We start from the raw sequence: 15,945 nt of genomic DNA, 5'->3' as shown, positions 1-15,945 counted from the left end.
CTGAAGCGGACGATTCCCGGCGGGCACATCAGGCTGCGGTTCGCCGACCCCGCCGCCTACCGCAAGGCCGCCGACGCGCTGAACGGGGCCGCGCCCGACGACGAGGCGCTCACCCTGCAACTCCCCAGCGACGGCAGCCAGCGCGAACTGCGCGCCGTCCTCGACCGGCTCGACTCCGCCGGTATCGAGGCGGACGAGCTGACCGTGCACACCCCCGATCTCGACGACGTGTTCTTCGCCCTGACCGGCGGCGGACCCAAGGAGGCAGTCCGATGAGCAACCTCGCCCTCGCCGTACGCGACTCGTCCACGATGCTGCGCCGCAACCTCCTGCACGCCCGGCGCTACCCGTCCCTCACCCTGAACCTGCTGCTGACGCCGATCATGCTGCTGCTGCTCTTCGTCTACATCTTCGGCGACACCATGAGCGCGGGCATCGGCGGCGGCGACGCCGACCGTTCCGCCTACATCGCCTTCCTCGTCCCCGGCCTGCTCCTGATGACCATCGGCAGCACCACGATCGGCACCGCGGTCTCCGTCTCCAACGACATGACCGAGGGCATCATGGCCCGTTTCCGCTCCATGGCCATCCACCGCGGCTCCGTCCTGATCGGACACGTGGTCGGGAGCGTGCTGCGGGCGGTGATGAGCGTGGTCCTGGTCGGCGCGGTCGCGGTCGCCATCGGCTTCCGCTCCACCGACGCGACGCCCCTGGAGTGGCTGGCGGCCTTCGGCCTGCTCGTCCTCTTCGCCACCGCGCTCACCTGGGTCGCGGTCGGCATGGGCCTGGTCAGCCCGAACGCCGAGGCCGCCGGGAACAACGCGATGCCGATGATCCTGCTCCCGCTCCTGTCCAGCACCTTCGTCCCGCTCGACGCGATGCCGGGCTGGTTCCGGCCGATCGCCGAATACCAGCCCTTCACCCCGGCCATCGAGACCCTGCGCGGTCTCCTCCTGGGCACCGGCATCGGCAACGACGGCTGGCTCGCCCTCGCCTGGTGCGCCGCCCTCGCGACCCTCGGCTACCTCTGGTCCACCGCGAAGTTCGCCCGCGACCCGAAGTGACGACGCTCCACCCCGCACCTCCCCGTACCGCCCGAGGGCGGCGCACCCCGACAACCCGTCGGTGTACGCCGCCCTCTTCGTGCTTTCAGATACTCCCCGCCGGACCCGCGCGACGTGCTCCGCGGGCCGGGAAGCCCCCCGGCATCCCGCCCCGGCCCGGATCGCCGCGTTCGACGTCACGAACGGCGGGGACCGCCTGGCGCTCCGCGCCGTCGTCGCCCGGTATCCGGCTCCTGGTCCGAGCCGGAAGGGGTCAGGCGCAGGCCTTGTAGAAGTGGCTCCAGCCGTCGGTGGGCATGGCGGGCGGCTCGGGGGTCGTGCCGGTCTCGCCGTACTTCTGGTCGAGGTCGTAGTCGAAGTCGCCCGGGCCGTTCTCGCCGCTCAGGCGGACGGACCGGTCGAGCCCGCCGTCACCGGAGTTGTTGAGGACCGCGAGGTCGGGGTAGGCGTCGTCGCCGTAGTCGGCGACACGCAGCTCCTGGGCCTCGCCCATGTCGCCGATGTCGGAGTGGCGGGCGTCGGGCGAGGACAGGTCGGCCCGCTCGACCGGGCCCTTGCGGTACTCGGCGATACGGGCGGTGTTCGGGTCGTCGACCTCGGACGGCGTGACGACGTTGACGACGAGGTCGAGGGTGCCGTCCTGGTCGAAGTCGGCGACCGCGGCGGTGGTCTCCTCGCCGGACTTGGCGCCCACCAGCTCGGCCACGGACCGCGCGGTCCCGTACGCGCCGTCGGCCTTGCCCCACTGGATCGTCACCTCGGTGCCGGAGAGGCCCGGGTTGGAGATCTTGTCCGCGTGCCCGTCGCCGTCCAGGTCGCCGACCAGCGTCGTGGCGTCCGCCAGACACGCCGCCGCTGCCTTGCCCGCCGCCTTCCCCGAGGACGCCGAGTCCGCCGCGCTGGCGTGGTATCCGGCGACCGTCAGGGACAGGGCGACGGCCGCGAGCGGCGCGGCGATCAGACGTGAACGCTTACGAAGCATGAGTGAACTCCCGTTGTCATTGCTGCGGAACCGTGCTCGTACGGGAAGCCCCCTGGCGAGCACGGTTCGAGCCTGCGGGACGCCCCGTCCACGGCGCCATGGCTGCCGGGCAGTTGGGGACGCTGGAACACTCTTCCACGCCCTGACCAGCGGAAACGGGGTCCGCTTGGAACGCCCCGGTGGGACGCCGCAGGCCCCCGCGCGGCTACGGGCGGGAGGCGGCGGCCCGGAAGCCGAGCACGAACCGGCGCTGCCAGGGGGTCTCGACGGCGTGGGAGGAGTAGTGCGCGCGGACGTACTCCACCGCCTCCCCGGGCGCGACCCCGTCCTGGATCGCGAGGCACGCGAGCGCGGTGCCCGTACGGCCGCGGCCGCCGCCGCACGCGAACTCCACGCGCGCCTCCCCGGCCCGCTCCCACGCCTCGCGCACCGCCTCCGCGAACCCGGCGCGGTCGGACGGCAGCCAGAAGTCGGGCCAGCGGATCCAGCGGCTCTCCCACGCGACGTCGTCGGGCCGGCGGCCGCGCAGATGCAGCGCGAAGTCGGGACGCGGCCCCTCGGGCAGCGGGTGGCGCAGCCCGCGCCCGCGCACGAGCAGTCCGGAGGGCAGCCGCAGCACGCCCGCGGCGGTGGGTTCCCAGGTGTTGGTGGCGGTCATGGGCCGAGCGTATGCGCGCGGGACGGCGGGATCAGGGGAACGCCGGGAGCGGAGGCCCCGCGCGGGGAATACGGGGGACAGCAGGGGGTGGAGGGGGTGCGGGAAACCGCAGTGTGCGGATACCGCGGCGTGTGGCGTGCGGAATTCGCGGCGTGCGGAAAACGTGGCGTGCGGAAAACCGCAGCGCCCGCCCACAGCCTGTGGACGGGCGCGAGGGAGGGGCGGCTCAGCCGCCGTGCGGTGCCGCCGTCACTTGGCGGGGATCACGCACATGTTGGGGACGTAGCCGCGGGTGCCGCGGTACTCGACGTAGCCCCAGCCGTCCCAGTTCTTCATCCCGCACTTGCTGTACTTGCCGCCCTTGACGCCCTTGATCCAGCAGCCCTTGGTGCCCTTGTACCAGAGGCGCAGGCCGGGCGACTTCGTGCTCGGCTTCTTGCGGACCTTGACGTTGGTGTTGGCCTTGGCCCATTCCTTGCCGCCCCCGCTGCACTTGGCGGCGGCGGTGCCGGTGGCGCCGGACTCGGAGCCGACGGTCGTGGCGGTGGCCGCCGCCCCCGCGCCGAGCAGCGAGAAGACGGCCACGGCCGTCGGGATGATCAGACGCTTCTTCATCTGTGGTGGAGCTCCCCGTGTGACGTGTTGATCAACGTGCGGCCCCATGTGTACCTGACAAGACGTAGATCAACAAACGCGGAGCCCGTCACGGGCCTCCATCAGCGCGAAGCCCAGCAGATTCAGCCCGCGCCAGCGGTCGGGCCGGGGCGCGTCCTCGTGGTCGGCGGCCAGACCGATGCCCCAGACGCGGTCGAGCGGGCTGGCCTCGACCAGGACGCGCGCACCGGTCGTCAGCAGGAAGTCCCGGATCTCCGGGTGCTGCCCGAACTTGGCGCGGCTCGCGGCGACCACGATCCCGTATCGGTGCGCCGCCCACACCTCCTCGTCGAACCCGCGCACCTCCCGCCCGAGCTTCTTCGCCTGCGCGGGGTGCGGGGCGGCGAGGACGCGTTCGGCGAGATCGTCCTCGCCGAAGAGCCACGCCTTGTGGGCCATCATGTAGTGCTCGGCGGTGGCGAAGACCCGGCCGCCCTCCGTGAACTCCGCGGGCCACCACTGGCTGAGGCAGCCGGGCCCGGGCGTCCCGTCCCGGCGGGGGCGGTGCCCCCAGAAGAAGAGGAACTTCACCGGAAGCCCGCGCGCGACGGCCTCCGCCGCCCCGTCCACCGACCTGATCCCCGGCCCCGCATCCGGCATTCCGGCCAGCCCCCCGTCGTACTCGTCCCGCCCGTTCCCCGGCAGTCTGCGGGCGAACGGGCGGGGCGCTCAAGCGCATTACGGCACGCTCACTCCGGCCCGGCGCTCCGCCCGAAGCGGCAGCGGATCTCCGCGCCGGTGCCGCCCGGGGGCGTGCCGAGGACCACGTCGCCGCCCGAGTCCTCCGCCGTCGTACGGGCGATGGCGAGGCCGAGGCCCGTGGAGCCCGCGCCGCTCTCGCCGCGGGCGGCGAACGTCTCGGCGGTGCCCTCGGGGAAGCCCGGCCCCTCGTCCCGGACCGTGAGGACGCCGTGGTCGCGCTCCGCCGCGACCGTGACGGACAGGGCGGCGCCCTCGGGCGTGTGGTCGAGGACGTTGCCGATCAGCGCGTCGAGGACGGCGGAGAGTTCGTCCTCCGGCACCCGGACCCCGACCGGGACGGCGGGCGCGGTCACCGTCACCTCGCGGCCCTGGTCCTCCGCCAGCGGGGTCCAGAACGCGGCGCGCGCACGGGCCACGGTGGCGAGGTCCGCGCGGCGCGAGCCGGGCGGCGCGCCCGCGCGCCGGGCCGCGCGGATCACCTCGTCCACGCTCCGTTCCAGTGCCGCGACCGAGGCCCCGATACGGGTGGCCTCCCCCTCGTCCCGCAGCCCCTCCGCGTCGAGCCGGAGCGCCGCGACGGGCGTACGGAGGCGGTGCGCGAGGTCGGCCCCGCGCTCGCGCTCGGCGGTGACGAGGACGTCGATGCGCTCGCCCAGCTCGTTCAGCCGCCCGGCGAGCAGGCGCAGTTCGCGCGGCCCCACCGGTTCGGCGCGGGCCGACAGCTCGCCGCCCGCGAGCCGGTCGGCGACCCGCGCGAGGCGCCGCGTGGCCCGGACGAGCCGGGCCGCGAGCCGGTCCGCGAAGGCGAGCCCGAGCAGCATCAGGGCGACCCCGAGCCCGGCCACCGCCAGCCACGACGGCAGTACCCCGGCCCGCAACTGGTCCTCGCTCACCGCGACCTCGACCACCGAGGCGGAGTGCCGCCCCTTCGCGCCCGTGGCGGACCCGGCGGCCCCGCCGGACCCGGCGTGCGTGCCGAGCACCGGCACCATGACCACGCGCCCGCCGCCCCGCGCGTCGCCGGGCGCGTAGGTGAACGCCCGTCCGCCGCGCGCCAGTTTCAGCGCGTCGGCGCTCACGCCCGGCGCGCGCGGCCCCAGCACGTCACCATTGGCGAGGACGACCGACGTACGCGGCTGCCCGTCGCCGTTCAGCCCGTCGAGCACGCCCTGGACGACGCCGCGCCCCTCCTTCTCGCGCCCCGGCGAGAGCGAACCGCCGACGACGGCGGCGACCGACTGCCCGCGCTCGGTCGCGTCCGTCATCGCCCGGTCCTCGGCGTGGCTGCGCACCAGCAGCGCGAGCGGCAGCAGCAGCACGGCGAGCACGACGGCGGTCGTCGCCCCGATGAGCACCAGAAGCTGCCTACGCACGGTCGCCCTCGGCCGTGCCGTCCGGCGCCGTGCCGTCCGGCGCCGTCCCGCCCGACGCCGCGTCGCCGGGGGCCGCCAGCTTCACGCCCACCGTCCGCACCGTGTGCAGATAGCGCGGCTTCTGCGCGGTCTCGCCCAGCTTCCGGCGCAGCCAGGACAGGTGGACGTCCACCGTCTTGTCGGCGCCGCCCAGGGGCTGCTGCCAGACCTCGGCGAGGAGTTCGCGGCGCGAGATCACCTGGCCCTGGCGCCGGGCGAGATAGCAGAGCAGGTCGAACTCGCGCGGGGTCAGCTCCAGCGGCTCGCCGTCGAGCGTGACCTCGCGCGCCGAGGGCGCGACGACCAGCCCGCCGACCGTCACCGGCGGCTCCGGCTCGTCGGGCTCGCCGCTGCCGAGGCGCCGCAGCACGGCCTTGATACGGGCGTCGAGCTGCCCCGAGCCGAACGGCTTGACGATGTAGTCGTCCGCCCCGTCCCCGAGCGCCGCGACGATCTCGGGCTCGTCGTCCCGCGCCGTCGCGACGATCACCGGCACGTCGCTGACCGAGCGCAGCATCCGCAGCACCTGTCCGCCGTCCACATCCGGCAGCCCGAGGTCCAGCACGACCAGGTCGGGCCGGTGGGTGACGGCCGCGTCGAGCCCCGCCATGCCCGTGGACGCCGTGGCGACGGCATGGCCGCGGTCACGGAGGGCCCGGACGAGGGCTCCGCGGAGCTGGGGGTCGTCCTCGACGACGAGTAGGTGCGACATACACGTACGTTAGCCGTGCGAGGTCCGTGGACAGTCCATAGGTGCTCGTATTAGCCAGCTCCTGCGCCCTTGTCCAGCTCTTAACCGGGCGTTAGGAGAGTACGGAGGAGACTGAGGCAATGGCACATTCCGAGGAGCAGGACCACGAGCCCGGCGGCGTCCGCCGGCGCCGGATCGCGGCGGGCGCGTGGGTGTGCGCGGTGGGCGCCGCGTTCCTGCTCGGCGCGTGGTCGTTCTCGCACGCCGACCCGGGCGGGCAGTACGGCCGCCCCGAGCCGCTCGGCGAGGGCGCCGTGCGCCACGAGCTGTCCCAGGAGCGCGCGAAGGCCGAGCAGCGCTCCGCCTCCGTCCCGGACACGGATCCGGCCCCGGCCCCGGGGGAGGACGACGACGGCTCCTCGTCCGCGTCCCCGAGCGCGAAGCCGACGCCGACCCCCACCCCGGCCCGCACCCCCCGCGTCCACACGGCCACCGTCCGCTTCCCCGACGGACTCGGCACCGCCGTCGCGGAGTGCCGCGAGGACGCGACGACGGTGAAGCTGCTGAGCTGGAGCCCCGCCGAGGGATACAGCGCGGACGACGTCGAGCCGGGCCCCGCCGCCCGCGCCAGCGTCGAGCTGGAGCCGCTGGCGGACGACGCGGACGAGCACACCGTCGTCGTACGCTGCGCGGACGGCAAACCCCGCACCGCGTACGAGGGGGACGACGCGGAAGACAGCGCCGACGACTGATCACTACTCTGGGCGGGTCCCCGAGCCCTGAGCGAACCGAGGTGCCCACCGTGACGACGCACTCCCCCGTCCCCGTGCCCGACCCCGCCGCGGGCGAGGCCGTCAAGAGCGCCGACCGCGCGCACGTCTTCCACTCCTGGTCGGCGCAGGGCCTGATCGACCCGCTGCCCGTGGCGGGCGGGCAGGGCGCGTACTTCTGGGACTACGACGGCAACCGGTACCTCGACTTCTCCTCCCAGCTCGTCAACACCAACATCGGCCACCAGCACCCCAAGGTCGTCGCCGCGATCCAGGAGCAGGCGGGCCGGATGTGCACGATGGCGCCGGGCTTCGCGATCGACGTGCGGTCGGAGGCCGCGCGGCTGGTCGCGGAGCGCACCCCCGGCGACCTCGACAAGATCTTCTTCACCAACGGCGGCGCCGAGGCCGTCGAGAACGCGGTCCGGATGGCCCGGCTGCACACCGGCCGCCACAAGGTGATGAGCGCCTACCGCTCGTACCACGGCGCCACGGCCGCCGCGATCAACCTCACCGGCGACCCGCGCCGCTGGGCCTCCGACACGGGCACGGCGGGCGCCGTGCACTTCTGGGGCCCGCATCTGTACCGCTCGCACTTCCACGCGGAGACCGAGGAGCAGGAGTGCGAGCGGGCGCTCGCGCACCTGGAGGAGACCCTCGCGTTCGAGGGGCCGGGGACGGTGGCCGCGATCATTCTGGAGACCGTCGTCGGCACGGCCGGCGTCCTCGTCCCGCCGCCCGGGTACCTCGCGGGCGTCCGCGAGATCTGCGACCGTTACGGCGTGGTCTTCATCCTCGACGAGGTGATGGCGGGCTTCGGGCGCACCGGCGAGTGGTTCGCGCTCGACCACTACGGAGTGGTGCCCGACCTGCTGACCTTCGCCAAGGGCGTCAACTCCGGTTACGTCCCGCTGGGCGGCGTCGCGATCAGCGCGGAGATCGCGGCGGACTTCGACGAGCGCCCGTACCCGGGCGGACTCACCTACTCCGGGCACCCGCTGGCCTGCGCCTCCGCCGTCGCGACGATCGAGGCGATGGCCGAGGAGGGCATCGTGGAGCACGCGGCCCGCATCGGCGAGACCGTCCTCGGCCCGGGCCTGCGCGAGATCGCCGAACGGCACCCGTCGGTCGGCGAGGTGCGCGGCATGGGCGTCTTCTGGGCGCTCGAACTGGTCCGCGACAAGGAGACCCGCGAGCCCCTGGTGCCGTACAACGCGAGCGGCGCCGCGAACGCGCCGATGGCCGAGTTCGCCGCGGCCTGCAAGCGCGGCGGCCTGTGGCCGATGACGAACATGAACCGCGTCCACGCCGTCCCGGCCTGCACCGTCACCGAGGCGGAGGCCAAGGAGGGACTGGCGGTGCTCGACGAGGCCCTGGCCGTGGCCGACGCGCACACCACGGCGGGGGCCTGAGGTCCGGTGATCAGACGCAGCACCCTGCGCGCGCAGATCGCCACCGCGCTCCGCGACGAGATCCTCGCCGGGCGCCTGGCCACCGGCCGGGAGTTCACGGTCAAGGAGATCGCCGAGCAGTACGGCGTCTCCGCCACGCCCGTGCGCGAGGCGCTGGTCGACCTCGCCGCGCAGGGGCTGCTGGACATGGAGCAGCACCGCGGCTTCCGCGTCCACGAGTTCACGCTCGACGACTACCGCGCGATGTGCGAGGCGCGGCAGCTCGTCCTGGACAGCCTGTTCGCGGGGGCCCCGGCGAGCGCGGGCATGCCCTCCCCGGCCGGGCCGGAGGCCCTCGCCTCGGTGCGCCGCCGCGCCGAGGCGGCCGAACGGGCGGCCACGGCGGGCGACCTGGACGTGCTGATCGCGTACGACCTGCGGTTCTGGCGCGAGTTGGGCAACATCGTGGCGAACCCGTACATCGCGGACTTCCTGGACCGCCTCCGGGTCCAGTGCTGGGTCTACACGGTGCCCCTGCTGCGCGCCGAGCGCTCCCTGGCGGGCCGCCTGTGGACCGGCCACACGGCGCTGCTGGACGCCCTGGAGGGCGGCGACGCGGACGGCACCCGCAGCGTCCTGGCCGACTACAACGCCCACGCGGCGGAGCTGCCGCCGGACGGCACGGCCCCCGACGCCTGAACGGGCACGGGGCGGACGGGGACGGACGCGGACGGGCACGGACGGACGCGGGCGGCTTTTCTCGCGTTTTCTCGCGTTTCCTCGCGTTTCCTCGCGGGGTGCTGCCGCGCGGGCACCGCGCACTACGCTGGGACGACGCGGGTCCCCGACGTATTGGAGTGCTCTCTTGGCCTGTGACCTCTGGCTGGTCCCGCTGGTCGACGTGCTGTGCCACAGCCCTGACAACCCCTTCGCCGAGGAAATCGCCACCTACGACCGCGCGTTGGCCGAGGCCGGGCTCCCCCCGGTGCCGGTCTTCGGCTACATGCCGGGCCTCTCCGGCGACGTCGCCCCCGTCGCGGGCTTCGACTACGAGGCGCTGCACTACCTCCGCCGCGCCTATCTGCTGCTGGTCAGCGGCCTGGAAGTCACCGCCGTCGACCAACTGGGCGGGGACTACGAGCAGTTGCTGGAGATGTTCGAGCAGCCCGCCCAGCAGTCCCACCTCGTCTGGCACTTCGACCACGCGGGCGCGTACGTCCCGGTCGACTTCGCCGCGCCGCTGGCCGGGGACGAGCTGCTGGAGGGCGGCGGCCCGCTCGGCTCCAGCCACGGGCTCCTGCGCGAACTCCAGGCCGTCGCCCCGCACCTGGGCATCGACCCGGCGAACCCGCCCCCGGCGCCCGCCGCGCCGATCCGCCCCACGGAGCTGGACGAGCCGGCCGCCTCGGCGGCCATCGGATACGACGACGGCACCCCGTTCGGCCGGGAGCGCCACGTCTGGCTCGGCCTGCACGCCGCGGCGACCCGGAGCCTCGCCCAGGGCTCAATGATCGTCTTCAGCTAGCCGCCGCGGGACACGGCCCCTTGCCGGGGGCCGGGGACCGGGGGCTTACCGGGTTTACCCCTCCGGCGGCCGTTGCCGCGGCATGTTCGGGCGGGTGCCCGGAGCGCCGGGGAACGGGGGCGGCGGGAACCGGTTCCAGCGGGGCCCGCCGCCCCCGCCGCCGGGCCCTGGCCCGTGCCCCGCTCCGGCGGCGCCGCGGGCCGTGCGCGCGCCCCCGTGCAGATGCAGCGGCCCCGAGAGCGTGCGGAACTCGACCATCCAGTCCGCCGTCTCGGCCCGCACGATCTCCTCGACGTCCTCCGCGAAGCGCCGCAGCACCGCGAGCGACCGCTCGGCCGCCTCGCCCGCCGTCCCCTCGGCGGGCCCGAGCACCTCCCGTACGCGCTCGGCCGCCCACTCGTACTGGAGAACGGTCAGCCGTGCCCGTACGGCCTGGGCCGTGGCGATGTCGCGCATCCAGCCGGAGGTCAGCCCGAGGCAGCGGTCGGCGGCGAGGCACACCGCGGCGCCGAGCAGCGCCACATACCCCCACCAGGGCTCTGCGGCCGGGGGTCCCGGGCGCACGCCCGCCAGCGCCAGCAGCGGAAGCAGCCCGCCCACCGCGCCGCCGCCCACCGCGCACACCCGCAGCACACGCGCTCCCCGGCGCTTCCACACGCGGTCGTCCAGATACCGGGCGACCACGCGCAGGGCGTCCTGCTCCACCCACTGGTACAGCTCGTCCAGGCGCTCCGCCGGCTCCCCCCAGTCCCCGGACGGGAAGGCCCGTCCCAGCAGATCCCCGGGCCGCATCTCCGGCTGACTCACCCGCACTCCCCACGCTCGGAGCTGAACTCGGCCCCCCTTCATACAGCCGGACATACGGCCGGAGACGTCGCCCGGAGGCCGTACGAGGGCCCGCCGCACACGGAATCGCCCCCTGCTCAGGCAGGGAAGCCCGGACCCCCGCCTCCCCCTCTCACCCGAAAGAGGCTCCCGGGTCGCCCGCTAGGCTGAGCGCGTGAGGATCCTGGTCATTGGCGGCGGTGCCCGCGAACACGCAATCTGTCGCTCGCTCTCCCTCGACCCCGAGGTCACGGCCGTGCACTGCGCGCCGGGCAACGCCGGGATCGCGGAGGTCGCGACGCTCCACCCCGTCGACGCGCTCGACGGCGCGGCCGTCGCCGACCTGGCCGTCTCCGACGCGGTGCGGGCCGACCTCGTCGTCGTCGGCCCGGAGGCCCCGCTGGTCGCGGGCGTCGCGGACGCCGTACGGGAGCGGGGCGTGCCCGTCTTCGGCCCGTCCGCGGAGGCCGCGAAGCTGGAGGGCTCGAAGGCCTTCGCCAAGGACGTGATGGCGGCGGCGAACGTCCCGACCGCGCGCAGCTATGTGTGCGCGACCCCGCAGGAGGCCGACGCCGCGCTCGACGCCTTCGGCCCGCCGTACGTCGTGAAGGACGACGGGCTGGCCGCGGGCAAGGGCGTCGTCGTCACCGACGACATCGAGCGGGCCAGGCAGCACGCGCGGGACTGCGGCGGCGCCGTCGTCATCGAGGAGTTCCTCGACGGCCCCGAGGTCTCCCTCTTCGCGCTCACCGACGGCGAGACCGTCGTCCCGCTCCAGCCCGCCCAGGACTTCAAGCGGGCCTACGACGCGGACGAGGGCCCCAACACGGGCGGCATGGGCGCCTACTCCCCGCTGCCCTGGGCCGACCCGAAGCTGGTGGACGAGGTCGTCGCCACGGTCCTCGAACCGACCGTGAACGAGCTGCGCCGCCGCGGCACCCCCTTCTCCGGGCTGCTCTACGCGGGCCTGGCGATCACCTCGCGCGGGGTGCGGGTCATCGAGTTCAACGCCCGCTTCGGAGACCCCGAGACCCAGGCGGTGCTGGCCCGGCTGAAGACGCCGCTGGGCGGCTTCCTGCTCGCGGCCGCCACCGGGCGGCTCGCCGACTTCCCCGCGCTGCGCTGGAGCGACGGCGCGGCGGTCACGGTCGTCGTCGCCGCCCACGACTACCCGGCGAAGCCCCGTACGGGTGACCGTATCGAGGGCCTCGACGCGGTCGCGGAGCAGGACGAGCCCGAGGCGTACGTGCTGCACGCGGGCACGAAGCGGGACGCGGACGGGCACCTGGTCAGCGCGGGCGGCCGGGTGCTGTCCGTCACGGCGACCGGCGCCGGCCTGCGGGAGGCGCGCGAGCGCGCGTACGCCGCGGTGGGCCGCGTCCGGCTCGACGGCTCCCACCACCGCTCGGACATCGCGCGCGAGGCGGCGGAGGACTCCGCTCTGTGACCCCGCTCCGGGCCGCCAGGGTGGCCCGGGGTGGCGCGGAAGGGTGGCGGAATCGTCCATAACCCCTGGACGGTCCCCGGGCAATACCTCTCCCCAAAGCCATTCCATCGAGTGACCGGACCCTTGTCCGGCTGACGGTCCCGGACGCCCCAACTAGGGTGCCGCACAAGCGGTATGGACCAAGCGCGTCCGACTGGCGCAGCGCGCATTGCGGTGTCAGTGCGCGGTGCCACAGTGGGTGGGAAGCCGGAGAAGCCGGAAGTCCGCGACATCGTCGGGGGTGTGTGAGCTCGTGGCCGGGGTTGGTCAGCAGGCGGACGCGCGATCGGCGCGCGCACACGCCCTCGCGGTGCTGCGGATCCGCAGCTCGGCGCTGGGGGCCGCGCTGCTGCCCGCCGCCGTCGCCGTCATCCTCCTCGCGGGGCACACGACGGGTCACCTGGGCCCGGTGTGGGAGACCCCGCGCTGGATCGTCACGGGAGTGGCGCTCGCGGTGCTCGCGGCCGCGGCGGCGGTCGCCGCCGTGATCGCGCGGGCCCGGCCCGCCGTCTCGCCGACCGTCCCCCTGGAGGAGCGCGAGGCCCCGGATCTCTACGCACTGGTGCGGGACCTCGCCGACCGGCTCGACGTGCCCGCGCCCTCCGCCCTCGCCCTCACCCCCGACTGCGACAGTTGGCTGGAGGACCGCACCCACCCGGCCCAGTCCGAGGACGCGGGGCGCCCGCGCGGACCGCGCGGCAGCCGCTCCCGGGACGCGGCGCCCGTGCTGGTCATCGGCTCGCCCTTCCTCTGGTGGATGCGGGTCGCGGAGCTGCGGGCCCTGCTCGCGCCCGTCGTCGCGGGCACCGGCCCCTCCGCGCACCCCGACATAGCCGCGGCCCGCCGCTTCGTGCGCGGGCTGGACGCCGCGGTGGCCGTGGCCGAGCGCGCGCGGACGACGAGTTCGGGCGCGGGCATCGGCACGGCCCTGCGGCTGGTCGGCGTGCTCGCCCGGGTGATGCTGCGCGCCAGCGGGCCGCACGCGGCCGAGATGGAGCGCGGGGTCGCCGCCGCGGCCTCCGAGCGCGCCCAGAGCGTGGACTACGGCCTGCGGGTCGTCGCCCAGGAGCAGGTCGGCCTGGCGTACGCGGGCTGGGACCGGCTCCTCACCCGCGTCGCGCTGCCCGCCTGGCGCCTCGGCCTGTGGCCCTCGCGGCTGGACGCCGGGGTCGTCTCGGCGCTGACCGAGCTGTCCCGCCGCGACCGCCTCGCGGAGGGCTTCACCTCCCGCCTCGGCGAGCGCCCCGCCTGCGACCTGCTGGAGGAGCCCGGCGCGGTGGACGGCGCCGTCTCGCTCCTCGCCGCCCGCCTCTTCCACGGCCCCCGGCCCACCCCGGGCCCGGGCGGCCCGGCGCCCGAGTGGACGCCCGTCGACTGGTCGGCGTACCCGGAGGAGGTCGTGGACCGCATCTGGCGCACCGAGGCGGCCCGCCTCTTCGACGCGCTCGCGGACAGGGAGCCCGCGCCCCGCGCCGACGCGGACGGCACCCCGGACGCACCCGGCGGGGACCCGGCTCGGGACCTGTCCCCGTCCCCGTCCCCGGAAGCGGACCGGCGCCGTGCCGGCGAGGGCGACGCGCTGTGCGGCCCCACGCTCGCCCGCGTCCTCGACCACCTCACCGGCTCCGGCTCCGGCTCCGGCACCGGCCCCGGCTCCGGCTCCGGCTCCGGCACCGGCGAGGCGCTCGCCGCCCGTATCAGCGCCGACGTGGCCCGCGAGGAGGCCGCGGGCGCGGCCGAGGAGTCCGGCGCCCTGAGCGGTGCGGGCGGCGTGGGCGCCGTCCCGGGCGCGGGGGACATGCTCCCCGCGCCCCCGGCCCCGATGGGCCTGCCCCTCCGTCCCCCGCGCAGCGGCCGGGAGCTGCTGGCCGACCACGTCACGGCGGCGGTCTGCTGCGCGACCGTGGACACCGCGGGCGGCGCCCCCGGCCTGGACTGGCTGGACGGGCCGACGCTGCTGGTCGCGGGCGAGCGCAGGACGGACCTCTCGCGCCCGGTCCTCGCCCTGGTGGAGGAGGGGGACGCACAGCCGTTGCGCGAGTGGCTCGCGTCCGTCGGCGTGCGCCCCGACAAGCCCGTGCGCCTCGTCTGAGAGATCAACTCCAGCCAATTCACCACGAACGGTGACTACGCGCTTGCGTAATGTGATGTGCTGTCTGCCGTCAGCAACTCGTGACAAAGGGAGCGACGCGGGGCGAGCGGGAAGGGCCGGGTGGCGCAGGTGGGGTCCGAGCAGACCGAGCAGATCCGCAGGTGGGAATCGGGAGCGCTGGCGCACGCCGTCACCGATCCCTTCGGCCAGGGCCCGCTGCCCTGGCTCAGGGTCAGCGAGCACTACTTCGAGAACGGCCGCCTGGTGCCCTGGTACGTCGAGTGTCTCGACCCGGCGCCCGGCCAGACCACCGGCACCCCCGAGCTGCTCCTCGGCCGCGAGGGCGGGAACCGGCTGCTGGCGCCCCCGCGCCCGCGCCGCGTCTCCGGCAGCGGCCCGACCACCGCCGACGACGTGCGGTGCCAGATCAAGGGCTTCGCCTCCGTCGCGGGCGGCACCGCGCCCGGCGAGTCCATCGACTTCCGCATCACCGTCAATCCGCCCCAGCCCTTCGGCGTCGACGTCTACCGGATCGGGCACTACGGGGGCGACGGTGCCCGGAAGATCACCACCAGCCCCCGGCTCTCCGGCATCCAGCAGCCCCCGCCGCTCACCGCCGACCGCACCGTCTCCTGCCACCACTGGTGGCTCTCCTGGCGCCTCCAGATCCCGGACTACTGGTCGACGGGTGCCTATGTCGCCGTCCTCACCACCGCCGACGGCCACCGCTCCCACATCCCCTTCACGGTCCGCGACCGCGACCCCGCAGACCTGCTCCTCGTCCTGCCGGACGTGACCTGGCAGGCGTACAACCTGTTCCCCGAGGACGGCCGCACCGGCGCGAGCCTCTACCACGCGTGGGACACCCACGGCCGCCTCCTCGGCGAGGAGGACGCCGCCGTGACCGTCTCCTTCGACCGGCCCTACGCGGGCGCGGGCCTGCCCCTCCACGTGGGCCATGCCTACGACTTCATCCGCTGGGCCGAGCGGTACGGGTACGACCTCGCGTACGCCGACACCCGCGACCTGCACGCGGGCGCCGTCGACCCCGCCCGCTACCGCGGCCTGGTCTTCCCCGGCCACGACGAGTACTGGTCGGTGCCCATGCGCCGCGCCGCCGAGAAGGCCCGCGACAGCGGCACGTCCCTCGTCTTCCTCTCCGCCAACACCATGTACTGGCAGGTCGAGCTGGACACCCTCCCCTCCGGCGCCCCCGACAGCCTCCTCACCTGCCGCAAGCACCGGGGCACCGGCCGCTCGGCGCTCTGGCGCGACCAGGGCGAGCCCGAGCAGACGCTGCTCGGCATCCAGTACGCGGGCCAGGTCCGCCGGCCCTCCCCCCTCGTCGTGCGGAACGCGGAGCACTGGCTCTGGGAGGCGACCGGCGCGGGCGAGGGCGACGAGCTGCCGGGCCTGGTGGCGGGTGAGGCCGACCGCTACTTCCCGCGTACGTGCCTGCCGGACCACTCGGAGCGGATCCTGCTGGCCCACTCCCCGTACCGGGACGGCGGCGGCACCCGGCGCCACCAGGAGACGTCCCTGTACCGCGCCCCGTCCGGCGCCCTCGTCTTCGCCTCCGGCACCTTCGCCTGGTCCCCGGCCCTCAACCGGCCCGGACACGTGGACGAGCGGATCCAGCGGGCGACGGCCAACCTGCTGGACCACATCTGCAAGCGGGACTGACCGCACCCCC

General features: G+C 74.9%; 15 protein-coding genes and 1 pseudogene. 9 read left to right on the top strand and 7 right to left on the bottom strand.

Annotated elements, in window-relative coordinates:
* Both ABD343_RS10895 and ABD343_RS10890 read left to right on the top strand, forming a co-directional pair.
* A pseudogene (locus tag ABD343_RS10895) lies at positions 1-276 on the top strand (ABC transporter); the annotation flags it as partial.
* Complete coding sequence (locus ABD343_RS10890; RefSeq protein WP_344526645.1) at positions 273-1,064, top strand: ABC transporter permease; 792 nt, start codon at positions 273-275, stop codon at positions 1,062-1,064. The pseudogene ABD343_RS10895 and the gene ABD343_RS10890, both read left to right, overlap by 4 nt.
* A gap of 253 nt (positions 1,065-1,317) precedes the next feature.
* Here the strand turns inward: ABD343_RS10890 and ABD343_RS10885 are convergent, their stop codons facing one another.
* From ABD343_RS10885 to ABD343_RS10860, 6 genes are all read right to left on the bottom strand, one after another.
* Complete coding sequence (locus tag ABD343_RS10885; RefSeq protein ID WP_344526643.1) at positions 1,318-2,046, bottom strand: FG-GAP repeat domain-containing protein; 729 nt, start codon at positions 2,044-2,046, stop codon at positions 1,318-1,320.
* A 205-nt stretch (positions 2,047-2,251) separates the two neighbouring features.
* Positions 2,252-2,704: a protein-tyrosine phosphatase family protein gene (locus ABD343_RS10880; RefSeq protein WP_344526641.1), complete on the bottom strand. Its 453-nt coding sequence runs from the start codon at positions 2,702-2,704 to the stop codon at positions 2,252-2,254.
* A 249-nt stretch (positions 2,705-2,953) separates the two neighbouring features.
* The gene (locus ABD343_RS10875) at positions 2,954-3,319 is read right to left on the bottom strand and encodes a hypothetical protein (RefSeq protein WP_344526639.1); all 366 of its coding nucleotides are present in this window, start codon (positions 3,317-3,319) and stop codon (positions 2,954-2,956) included.
* A 69-nt stretch (positions 3,320-3,388) separates the two neighbouring features.
* On the bottom strand, positions 3,389-3,958 hold the full coding sequence (ybiA, locus tag ABD343_RS10870) for a riboflavin biosynthesis intermediates N-glycosidase (RefSeq protein WP_425578153.1): 570 nt from the start codon (positions 3,956-3,958) through the stop codon (positions 3,389-3,391).
* 89 nt (positions 3,959-4,047) lie between these two features.
* Entirely contained in the window at positions 4,048-5,433 is a 1,386-nt protein-coding gene (locus tag ABD343_RS10865; protein WP_344526635.1) for a sensor histidine kinase, read from the bottom strand.
* Positions 5,426-6,184 (bottom strand): response regulator transcription factor, encoded by a 759-nt coding sequence (locus ABD343_RS10860; RefSeq protein ID WP_344526633.1) that lies wholly within the window; start codon positions 6,182-6,184, stop codon positions 5,426-5,428. Before ABD343_RS10860 ends, ABD343_RS10865 begins: the two co-directional genes overlap by 8 nt.
* Positions 6,185-6,303: 119 nt before the next feature.
* On the opposite strand from ABD343_RS10860, the gene ABD343_RS10855 reads away from it, so the two are divergent.
* The 4 genes from ABD343_RS10855 (at position 6,304) to ABD343_RS10840 (ending at position 9,849) form a co-directional block, all read left to right on the top strand.
* Positions 6,304-6,915 (top strand): hypothetical protein, encoded by a 612-nt coding sequence (locus ABD343_RS10855; protein ID WP_344526631.1) that lies wholly within the window; start codon positions 6,304-6,306, stop codon positions 6,913-6,915.
* A gap of 50 nt (positions 6,916-6,965) precedes the next feature.
* Positions 6,966-8,345: an aspartate aminotransferase family protein gene (locus tag ABD343_RS10850; RefSeq protein ID WP_344526629.1), complete on the top strand. Its 1,380-nt coding sequence runs from the start codon at positions 6,966-6,968 to the stop codon at positions 8,343-8,345.
* Positions 8,346-8,351: 6 nt separating this feature from the next.
* Entirely contained in the window at positions 8,352-9,023 is a 672-nt protein-coding gene (locus ABD343_RS10845) for a GntR family transcriptional regulator (RefSeq protein WP_344526627.1), read from the top strand.
* 166 nt (positions 9,024-9,189) lie between these two features.
* Entirely contained in the window at positions 9,190-9,849 is a 660-nt protein-coding gene (locus ABD343_RS10840) for a hypothetical protein (protein WP_344526625.1), read from the top strand.
* A gap of 54 nt (positions 9,850-9,903) precedes the next feature.
* Here ABD343_RS10840 and ABD343_RS10835 read toward each other — a convergent pair whose 3' ends face one another.
* Complete coding sequence (locus ABD343_RS10835; RefSeq protein WP_425578152.1) at positions 9,904-10,656, bottom strand: SLATT domain-containing protein; 753 nt, start codon at positions 10,654-10,656, stop codon at positions 9,904-9,906.
* A 193-nt stretch (positions 10,657-10,849) separates the two neighbouring features.
* On the opposite strand from ABD343_RS10835, the gene purD reads away from it, so the two are divergent.
* The 3 genes from purD (at position 10,850) to ABD343_RS10820 (ending at position 15,935) form a co-directional block, all read left to right on the top strand.
* The gene (purD, locus tag ABD343_RS10830; RefSeq protein WP_344526623.1) at positions 10,850-12,121 is read left to right on the top strand and encodes a phosphoribosylamine--glycine ligase; all 1,272 of its coding nucleotides are present in this window, start codon (positions 10,850-10,852) and stop codon (positions 12,119-12,121) included.
* Between the two features lie 292 nt (positions 12,122-12,413).
* Entirely contained in the window at positions 12,414-14,252 is a 1,839-nt protein-coding gene (locus ABD343_RS10825; RefSeq protein ID WP_344526621.1) for a M48 family metalloprotease, read from the top strand.
* A 129-nt stretch (positions 14,253-14,381) separates the two neighbouring features.
* Positions 14,382-15,935, top strand: coding sequence for a N,N-dimethylformamidase beta subunit family domain-containing protein (locus tag ABD343_RS10820; RefSeq protein ID WP_344526619.1), 1,554 nt, complete (start codon positions 14,382-14,384; stop codon positions 15,933-15,935).
* Positions 15,936-15,945: the final 10 nt, after the last annotated feature.

Origin of the sequence: Streptomyces albiaxialis, assembly GCF_039530985.1 — a bacterium.
Lineage (GTDB): Bacteria > Actinomycetota > Actinomycetes > Streptomycetales > Streptomycetaceae > Streptomyces > Streptomyces albiaxialis.
The sequence above is the reverse complement of the archived record's forward strand: the minus strand, read 5'-3'. Positions and strand labels throughout refer to the sequence as shown.